The following is an 8663-nucleotide window of genomic DNA, read 5'->3' on the forward strand; positions in this document are numbered from 1 at the left end:
AGCTCCCTGCCCAGCCGTCACTTCTGGGTCGCCGACACCTGCCCAGCCGTTCGCACGCACCCCGACGGCTGGCCGCGGAAACACAATACTATTGAACCACCTCACCCAACTCCCTCGCATATGGTCAGCGAAATGGGGCTCGCAATCGGGACCGTCCTCGTCGTCGGCGTGGCGGCACTGCACTTCCTCAAGGGCACGCCGTGGCGTCCGAGCCAGGACATCTCCCAGGAGGTTCTCGAACACCGCGCGAACACCGTCATCGAGACGGACTTCCCCGAACCGATGAACCGCGCCATCGGCGGCGGTGGCGGTGCGGTCGCCATCGGCGGCGGCGACGCGGGTGGCGAACTCGAGGAAGGCGGCGACGACGCTGGCGGCGCGGCCTCCGGCCCGGGAGACATCCCTGAAGACGAGATCGAACACTTCGAGATCGAGTTCGTCAAAGAGGGCGAGACGATCGAAGTCGCGAACAACGAACCGCTGCTCGACGCGGGCGAAGACCACGGCTGGGACCTCCCCTACGCCTGCCGACAGGGCCAGTGTGTCTCCTGTGCCGGGAAGATCTCCGGCGACGCGAACGAACTCGTCGAACACGACGACCAGCAGATGCTCGACGAGAACGAGATGGGCGACGGCTACGTCCTCACCTGCGTCGCCTACCCGCGCGGCGAGTTCTCCATCGAGACCAGCGAGACGCCCTGACCCGCCGCTTCCACCCGACCGCACCTCGCGGACCCTCTTCCGTTCCGTTCTCACCCGCCGAGTACGCTCCACCGCTACCCGGCTTGCTGACACCCAACGACTTTTGACTCCGTCCCCGTCAGGGTAGCTCATGGCTTCTGATGCCGCTCGCGACGACGCCGCCCGGCGCGCACTCACGCTGCTCGAGGACGCAGGTATCGTCCTCACCGACACCGAGAGAGCCGGACTCGAGGTCGCCGACTTCGGCTTCGACGACCTCGGGCGCGTCGGCACGCAGATTCACACCTACGTCAACACCGACCGCTACTGTGCGAAAGAACTCGTTCAGCTCCCGGGCCAGACCTGCCCGGAGCACAGACACCCACCGATCGACGACACGCCCGGCAAACGCGAGACCTTCCGCTGTCGCGCCGGGACCGTCTACCTCTTCGTCGAGGGTGAGCCGACCGACGACCCGTCGGTGCGCCCGCCCGCGCGCGAGGAGTACTACACTGCCGCTCGCGAGATTCGCCTCGAACCCGGCGACCAGTACACGATTCCACCCGACACCAACCACTGGTTCCAGGGCGGTCCCGAGGGGGCGGTGATCTCCGAGTTCTCCTCGCGGAGCGTCGACGAGGCCGATATCTTCACCGATCCCGCCGTTGACCGCCTCTCGGGTGTCGAGTACTGAGCGCTCCCGATGACGGACGTAGTGTCTGCACGGACGAGGTTCTCCGCCGACCCGCCGTGTCGCTCACTCGCAATGCGCTTCGGTTTCGATTTCTCTGATGTACAGTGGAGCGATCGAACTCGTGTATACGTCGAGCGTTATGCAGCCGCTCGCTGACTCCCCGAGGGCGGTTCGACTCGTCTGTGGTTCGGCTCCCGATTCGAGCGAGGCGAACACGTCGAGGCGCTCGGGCTCGTCGGTGAACGGCCCCTCGAAGACTGGCCCGTCGGACCCGGCGTTCGCTTCGATCTCTCAAGTTTCCCAGAAGACGATCTCCTCGGGTGTGGTCACTAGCACGGACAGCGTGTGTGGCTCGTCCCGGAAGTTCGTGATCCCCACTCGACCCAGCTGTACCGGCTCCGGTTCGTCGTCACTGCCCAGCACGTCGAGACAGCCCGCCGTCCCGACGACGGTGCCGGTGGCGAGCGCGGCGAGGCAGGCACGGCGGGAGAGGGGTGGCTTCTCAGCCAAAACTCCACTCATCTTACACACTCGTACAGAACATATTACCAAGGGCAAATAAGCCTACCCTCGATTTTGTCACTCTGGTGACTCACTAGCGGGCATCGACTTGCCGCCGGACAGCACGTCGCTCGAGGCGTCACGCGGGACCGATCGTGACCCCACCCTCGAGCAATCGCTCACGGTCTCGGTCTCGGTCTTCGGGTCCCGCCAGGGCGAACTCGCTGCTCACTCGGATGAGAACGGAAGCCGCTCGAGAACGCCGAGTGGCTCTTAGATCTGCTCGAACAGCGCGATCAGGTCGGCGAAGCCCACCTGGCCGTCACCCGTGAAGTCGAACGCCTCGACGTTGCTCTGGACGGTCTCGCTCTCGAGGTGTTCGAAGAAGGTCACGACGTCCTGGAAGGACGTCCGGCCGTCGCCCGTGATGTCGTTGTACAGGCCATCGCCCGTCGTATCCTGGCTGTGATAGCCGTTGAGTTCGATCCTCTCCGACTCCTCGTCGGTGGAAGCGGGCACGATGGTGATCGCGCTGACCTTCGCGTTGTCGACCACTGCATCGAAACTCACCGCCAGCGGTTCGTCGGCGACGGATACGTCCTCCACTGTCCGCACCAACGCGGTGTCGTGGCCCACCTCCGCGTGGATGTCCAGATCCGAGATCGCCGTCGCCCCATCCACGAGCACGTCGAAGACCCGCTCTCCGTCGGCTTCGTGGAAGATTTCCGCGAAGTGCAACTGGACGTCGTACGTGCCGGGCTCGAGGTCGAACTCGTAGGAGAACGCTTCTCCATAGCGCTCGCTCTGGTAGAGGATGTCGTCGTCGGTTCCCGTGATCGGGTCCGACGTCGCGTACGTCGAGCCGGTGCTGTACCCCTCGTCCGCGACGTACGTCACCCCGTCTGCGCTCTCGTGGCCCTCGCCGCCAGCGTTCACCGCCGTCGCGTCCGTCGGCGTGGTCTCGCCCCCAGCGACCGTCACGGTAAGCTCCTGGCCGGCGCTCGAGTCCGTCACGGACACCGTCTGGGTCACCGATTCCTCGTCCGTCGTGACGGTGACCTCGTGGTCGCCGAGGAAGGCGTCGACGGTGTAGGTGCCACTGGCGTCGGTCGTCCCCGACTCGCTGGTCCACCACTCGTCGAAGACGAGGTCGCGGTAGACGTCTAGCGCCGGCTTCTCCGTCCAGTCCTCCTCGAAGAACGGCGCCTCGTCGAGCCAGTGGGCGTTGTCCCAGAAGCCCCACATGACGAACTCGTCGACGTTGGGGTGTCCGTAGGCGGTCTTGAGGAACTGCCGGAACACCTCGGCTCGTTGCTCGTGGCCGGTCCAGTCGTCGCCAGCCATGTCGAACTCCGTGATGCGCTGGGCCGCGTCGAACTGGGCGTAGTGCTCGAAGACACCATCGATCACGTCGAAGCTCCACTGCTCGCCCGAGTCGATGGTCGGCCCGATGTGCGCCTGGAGACCGATTCCGTCCACCCGAAGCCCCTCGCCCTCGAGGAACTCGAGCTGTTCGGCGTATCGGCTCCGCGCGTACGACCAAGTCATCGTGTTGTAGTCGTTCGTGCAGATCTCGACGTCCAGGTCGTGCTCGTCGATCACCGACTCCGCCTGGGCGTGCCAGTCGGCCAGCAGTGGCGAGCGCCACGGCTGGACCTCACCCCGCTCGAGGTCGTCCAGATCGATCTGCCCCGGATACACGCCGTCGTGGATTATTCCCCGGTGAAGTGCCTCGTTGACGACGTCCCACTCCTGAACCGTCTCACCGTAGTGAGTGATGATGTCCTCGATATGCTGTAGCGAGCGCTCGCGAATCGTCGCTGCGTCGCCGTCGTCGATCGCGGTCTGGACGTCCCCCGGTATCGTGTAGTCGACCCCCCAGATGCAGGTGTGGCCACGGATACGAAAGTCGTGCGCAGCGAGCCAGTCGACGGTCTCGTCGGCGAGCGACTGGTTGCCCTCCCAGACGGCCCACTTGTGGATGTTCTCCAGCACGGCGGTGTTGAACAACTCGAGTATGTTCTCGCGGTAGGGATGCTCGTCGTCGTCGTACTGATCGATCAGTGCGCCGGCGTTCACGCAGGTGCCGAAGACGAAGTCGTGTTCTTGCATCTCGACGTCGACCGAGGCTCCGGAGATGGCGGTGCCGTCCTGGTCGACGACCTCGACGGTCAGTGGTCCCGTCTGATTCTCGTGGATCCGCTCATCGGCCGCCGCCTCATCCAAGGTACTCTGTGCCGTTGCCGTCGTCGAAGCGAGGGAGCCGACGACCCCCGCGACGCCGGTGGCCCCGATCGCTCGCAGGTAGTCACGACGGTTCACCGGCTCTCCGATGGGACTCCTCCCGGCCGTTCTGTCACGACTCTCGTCGCGGCTTCGATCGGTAGACGGACTCTCCTCACCAGCGCTGTTACCAGCTGACTCTCCTTTTTCCATCGGATAACACGTTAAAACATTTAAGACAAAGATATATAAAATTAGTGTGCTAGACGGCGTCTCCCCGAAGAACCGGCTCTGGCCGGTAGTCTGTCAGGCTCCGTCACACTTCGACCGTGGAACTGTCGTCGATCCCGGACAGATTCGCCACCAGGAACACCTATAGGCTCTCGCCCACCTCCAGTACGCATAATGGTACGATTCGGCTGGTTTGCGTCACTGGAAGAATTTTCACCGGCAGAGTGCCTCTCACAGGTCGAGCTCGCAGCGGAGACGGGCTTCGACACCGCGTGGGTCAACGACCACTTCCACCCCTGGTTCGACCACCTCCAGGACGGCACCTCGGCCAACGGCGGCAACTGCTGGTCGTGGCTCCCCGCCGCGCTCGAGCGCACCGACGACCTCGTCATCGGGACGGGCGTCAGCGCGGTGATCCACCGCTATCACCCCGCGAACGTCGCCCACCAGCTCGCGACGCTCGAGGAACTCTACCCCGGCCGGGTCTTCCTCGGTCTCGGCTCCGGCGAGGCGCTCAACGAGAGTCCGCTCGGCCTGCCGATGCCCGGCTTCGGCGAGTGTGCCAAACGTACCGCAGAAGCGATCCGCATCATCCGCGCGCTGTTCGAAGGCGAGTTCGTCGACTACGACGGCCGCTACTGGACGCTCGAGGAGGCGAACCTCTACACCGGCCCCGACGAGGCCCCACCCATCTACATCGCGAGCAACGGCCCGACGCTCGCGCGCATGGCTGGCGACTTAGGCGACGGCTACGTCACCGTCTTCGAAGAACCCGACCGCGTCCAGAACGAACTGTTCCCCGCCGTCGAGAAGGGAATCGCCAAATCAGACCACAACGAGTCGATCGAGGACCTCGACCGCTCGATTCACATCCACGTCTCCTACGACCCCGACAGCGAGCAGGCGGCGCTCGAGCCCTGCCTGCCGTGGCGAGGCACCCAGCTTCCCATCTTCTTCGAGGCCGACGTCGCAGACCCCCGCGTCGTCCAGGCCCACGGCGACAAGGTCGACCCGGCCTGTCTCGAGGACCTGTTCATCATCACGACCGACCCCGAGGACATCCTGGCGGAGACGCAGAAGTACGTCGACGCGGGCTTCAACCACATCGTCTACCAGAGTCACAGCCCCGACCAGGAGGCGTTCTGTGAGGTGCTCGCAGAACACGTCTTCCCCGAGTTCGACTGAGCGCGCCCGGCTCGACTATTTTCGGACGCAGGCCGGTTAGTGTACGTCGCTATAGACTGGATTTATTACGATCCTGTCGGAACACTCATCCGTGCGTCGCAACGTTTCCCGGACGGCCACGTGCGCTCGAGTCTCGAGCGCTTTTCAGCGCTCCGGCACGCGGCTCCGCTCGAGCGGGCCGTGCTCGCGTGACGGCGGGGTGGTCACGTGAAGGGAATCCTCGCCGAACTCGGCTGGCGTGATACGCTGGGGTCGCGGCTCTTTCTCGTCTCGCTGTTCGGATCGGTCACCGTCGCGCTCCTCGTGACCCGACTCGCCCTCGAGTCACTGCTCGGCGTGCCGGCGCTGGCCGGGCTGCTCCTCGGCTGGGCCTGCTGGTTCTGCTGGCTCGGCATCCTCTTCCCACGCCGCCAGGAGCGCCACCTCGAGTACGGCTCGGACGCCTACGTCCGGGCCTTCTGGACGGACATCCTCTTCGGCGTCTCCTTCGGCGTCTCGCTGATCCTGACACCGCTGGCGCACGCACGGGGGCTTCGCGAGTTCGACGCCGCCTTCGCCCTCGGCGTCGCCGCGCTGGCCGCCGGCGGCCTGCTGCTCTACGCTGGGTTCGACGCGCTCGGTCTCGACGGCGCGGGCTTTCTGTTCGAGTACCGGCCGGTCGAAGCGCCGCTGGTCGAGGAGGGAATCTACACCTACCTCCACCACCCGCTGTTTCTCGGCGGTCTCCTCGCCGCCCTCGGCGTGGCGGTGCTCGTCGCCGACCGCACCGGACTCACGCTCGCACTCGTGAGCACGCTCCTCTTTCCGGTCTACCGCGCACTCGAGAACAGACGCCTCAGCCGCGTCTGTCCCGACGCGCACGCGGCGTACACGGACACCCAGGGATCGACGCTCGAGTAGGTCCGTACTCGGGCGTCAGTCAGGGAAAGCGAAACGTCTCTAAGTTCTTCGGCTGGTGGGTCCGGACGTTGTACTGCTGGTAGAGCGCCGAAGAGAGCTGGTCGGTCGCCTGCTCGTCGCCGTGGACACAGAGGATGGTCTCGGGGCGGGGGTTCATCTCCTCGACGTACTGCTCGAGTCCGGCGCGGTCGGCGTGGCCGGAGAAGCCGCTGACCGAGTCGATGCGCATCTCGAGGGTGAGGCGGTCGGGACCGCCGCGGCCGCCGAGTGAGACCTCCGTGCGTCCGCTCTGGATGCGTCGGCCGAGGGTGCCTTCGGCCTGGTAGCCGACGAACAGCAGGGTGTTGTTCGGGTTGGGACCGAGCAGCTCGAGCCAGGACATGATGGGGCCGCCGGTGACCATCCCGGAGGTCGAGAGGATGACGCAGGGGTCGCCGCTGGCGATGGCTTCGCGCATCTCCTGGCCGCCGTCGACCTGCTGGAACTGCTCGGCGATGAAGGGGTTGTCGTCCTCGTGGAGGATGCGCTGGCGGAGGCCGTCTCTGAGGTACTCGGGGTAGGCGGTGTGGATGGCGGTCGCCTCGCGGATCATCCCATCGAGGTAGACGGGCATCGTCGGAATCGTCCCCTCGCGCATCGCTTCCTCTAAGACGAGCATGAGTTCCTGTGAGCGGCCGACGGCGAAGGCGGGGATGACGGTGATTCCGCCCTGGTCTGCGGTCTCGTTGATGATCTCCTCGACCTTCCGCTCGCTCTCTTTCGTGTCGGTCTGGTAGTCTCCACGGCGGCCGTAGGTCGACTCCATGATCATCGCCTCGGCGCGCGGGAAGTCGTTGACTGCGCCGTTGAACAGCCGTGTCGGCTCGTAGTGGATGTCGCCGGAGAAGACGACGTTGTAGAAGCCCTCGCCGATGTGGAAGTGAGCGCTCGCACTCCCCAGGATGTGGCCAGCGTTGTGCATCGTCAGCTTCACGTCCGGGGCGATGTCGGTGACGTCGCCGTAGCCGATCGGGATGGTGTGTTTGATCGCCTGTCTGACCTGCTCGCTCTCGTAGGGTGGGGCGCGTCCCTCCTTGGCGGCGACGTCGAGGTAGTCGAGGGTCAACAGCCCCATCAGGTCGCGCGTCGGCTCCGTCGCGTAGATCGGTCCGTCGTAGCCGTACTTGAAGATCAGCGGCAAGAGCGCGCTGTGATCTAAGTGGGCGTGGGTGAGCACCACGGCGTCGATTCCCGTCAGCGGCATCGCCTCGGGCGCGTGGAGGTAGGGCACCTCGCCCTCCGCGCCGGGTTTGTCACCGCAGTCGATCAGGATGCGCGTGTTCGGCGTGTGGAGGACGAAACTCGCCCGGCCGACCTCGCGACAGCAGCCGAGCGTCGTCACGCGCACCCAGTCGACGGGGTTCTGCGGATCGCCGTGGATCCGCTCGCCGACGCGCGTCAGGAACTCGCGTCTGTCGCCGCGCTCCTGGGTGAGGAAGTTCCTGACGTTGTCGACCGTCGAGGACTCCATCGGCGGCGTCCGGACGACCTCCGGGTTCCAGCCGACCTCGCGGGTGATCTCCCGGAGCGTCCGCCCGCGCCGCCCGATCACGAGTCCCGGCTTGCGTGCCTCGATGAGCACCTCGCCGATCGTCGGGTAGAACTCGAGTTCCTGGATGTCGGCCTCTTCGGGGACGATCTCGCGGATCTTCGCCTCCGCCTCGTCGGGACCGGACTGCGAGCCGGGTGCGGGTCTGACGGTGACGCGCTTTCTGAGCGTCCGCGCGAGGTTGCCCAGGAGGTTGCCGTCGCGGGCGAACTCGCGTGGCGTCGTCGTGTAGATGACCAGGTCCGGTCCCTCGTACTGGACGTCGGTGACGTCGACGTTCGCGGGGACTTCGTTCGTAACGCGCTCGTGTAAATCGCTGTGAGATGTGTCGTCGCTCATAGATGGGTCACTGCCCGCCGCGTCGCCGTCTTCCAGGGAGCGTACACCAGAGACCGACGCGATCTGCGTGTCTCAGAAACACCCGGATCACCGACGGCCGACTATCGACTGTTGTGGTGACGACGAACGCGGACGGGGCCGATGAACTGCTACTGCTCTCTTCGTGAGAGTGGATAAAAAGGTTCGTACTTTCTCGCCGATCGTGTTTAGTTTAGCTGGCTCTGGTGAATCGCCAGACTGCGCCGACTTGATCCGTCAGAACTAGGGAGTTGAAGCGGGAAACGGCGGATGTCTATGTCCAAGATTTCCCGCTTCACTGGG

7 protein-coding genes are annotated in these 8663 nt (G+C 65.2%); 4 read left to right on the top strand and 3 right to left on the bottom strand.

All coding sequences use genetic code 11. The annotated features are described in order from the left end of the window. The first annotated feature begins 132 nt into the window (after positions 1–132). On the top strand, positions 133–702 hold the full coding sequence (locus tag N0B15_RS18300; RefSeq protein WP_263018328.1) for a 2Fe-2S iron-sulfur cluster-binding protein: 570 nt from the start codon (positions 133–135) through the stop codon (positions 700–702). A gap of 130 nt (positions 703–832) precedes the next feature. Continuing rightward, positions 833–1375 carry a D-lyxose/D-mannose family sugar isomerase gene (locus tag N0B15_RS04710; protein WP_263018329.1) on the top strand — a complete coding sequence of 181 codons (543 nt, stop codon included), beginning with the start codon at positions 833–835 and terminating at the stop codon, positions 1373–1375. A 291-nt stretch (positions 1376–1666) separates the two neighbouring features. Here the strand turns inward: N0B15_RS04710 and N0B15_RS04715 are convergent, their stop codons facing one another. Both N0B15_RS04715 and N0B15_RS04720 read right to left on the bottom strand, forming a co-directional pair. Further along, entirely contained in the window at positions 1667–1897 is a 231-nt protein-coding gene (locus tag N0B15_RS04715; protein WP_263018330.1) for a hypothetical protein, read from the bottom strand. A gap of 252 nt (positions 1898–2149) precedes the next feature. Beyond that, positions 2150–4198, bottom strand: coding sequence for an endo-1,4-beta-xylanase (locus N0B15_RS04720; protein WP_263018332.1), 2049 nt, complete (start codon positions 4196–4198; stop codon positions 2150–2152). 306 nt (positions 4199–4504) lie between these two features. On the opposite strand from N0B15_RS04720, the gene N0B15_RS04725 reads away from it, so the two are divergent. Continuing rightward, a complete protein-coding gene (locus tag N0B15_RS04725; protein ID WP_263018333.1) occupies positions 4505–5515 on the top strand; it encodes a TIGR03557 family F420-dependent LLM class oxidoreductase in 1011 nt (336 codons plus the stop codon). Positions 5516–5722: 207 nt separating this feature from the next. Then, on the top strand, positions 5723–6415 hold the full coding sequence (locus N0B15_RS04730; RefSeq protein ID WP_263018334.1) for a methyltransferase: 693 nt from the start codon (positions 5723–5725) through the stop codon (positions 6413–6415). Between the two features lie 19 nt (positions 6416–6434). Here the strand turns inward: N0B15_RS04730 and N0B15_RS04735 are convergent, their stop codons facing one another. Continuing rightward, the gene (locus tag N0B15_RS04735; protein ID WP_263018335.1) at positions 6435–8342 is read right to left on the bottom strand and encodes a beta-CASP ribonuclease aCPSF1; all 1908 of its coding nucleotides are present in this window, start codon (positions 8340–8342) and stop codon (positions 6435–6437) included. Positions 8343–8663: the final 321 nt, after the last annotated feature.

Source organism: Natronobiforma cellulositropha (assembly GCF_025629245.1).
Classification (GTDB): domain Archaea; phylum Halobacteriota; class Halobacteria; order Halobacteriales; family Natrialbaceae; genus Natronobiforma; species Natronobiforma cellulositropha.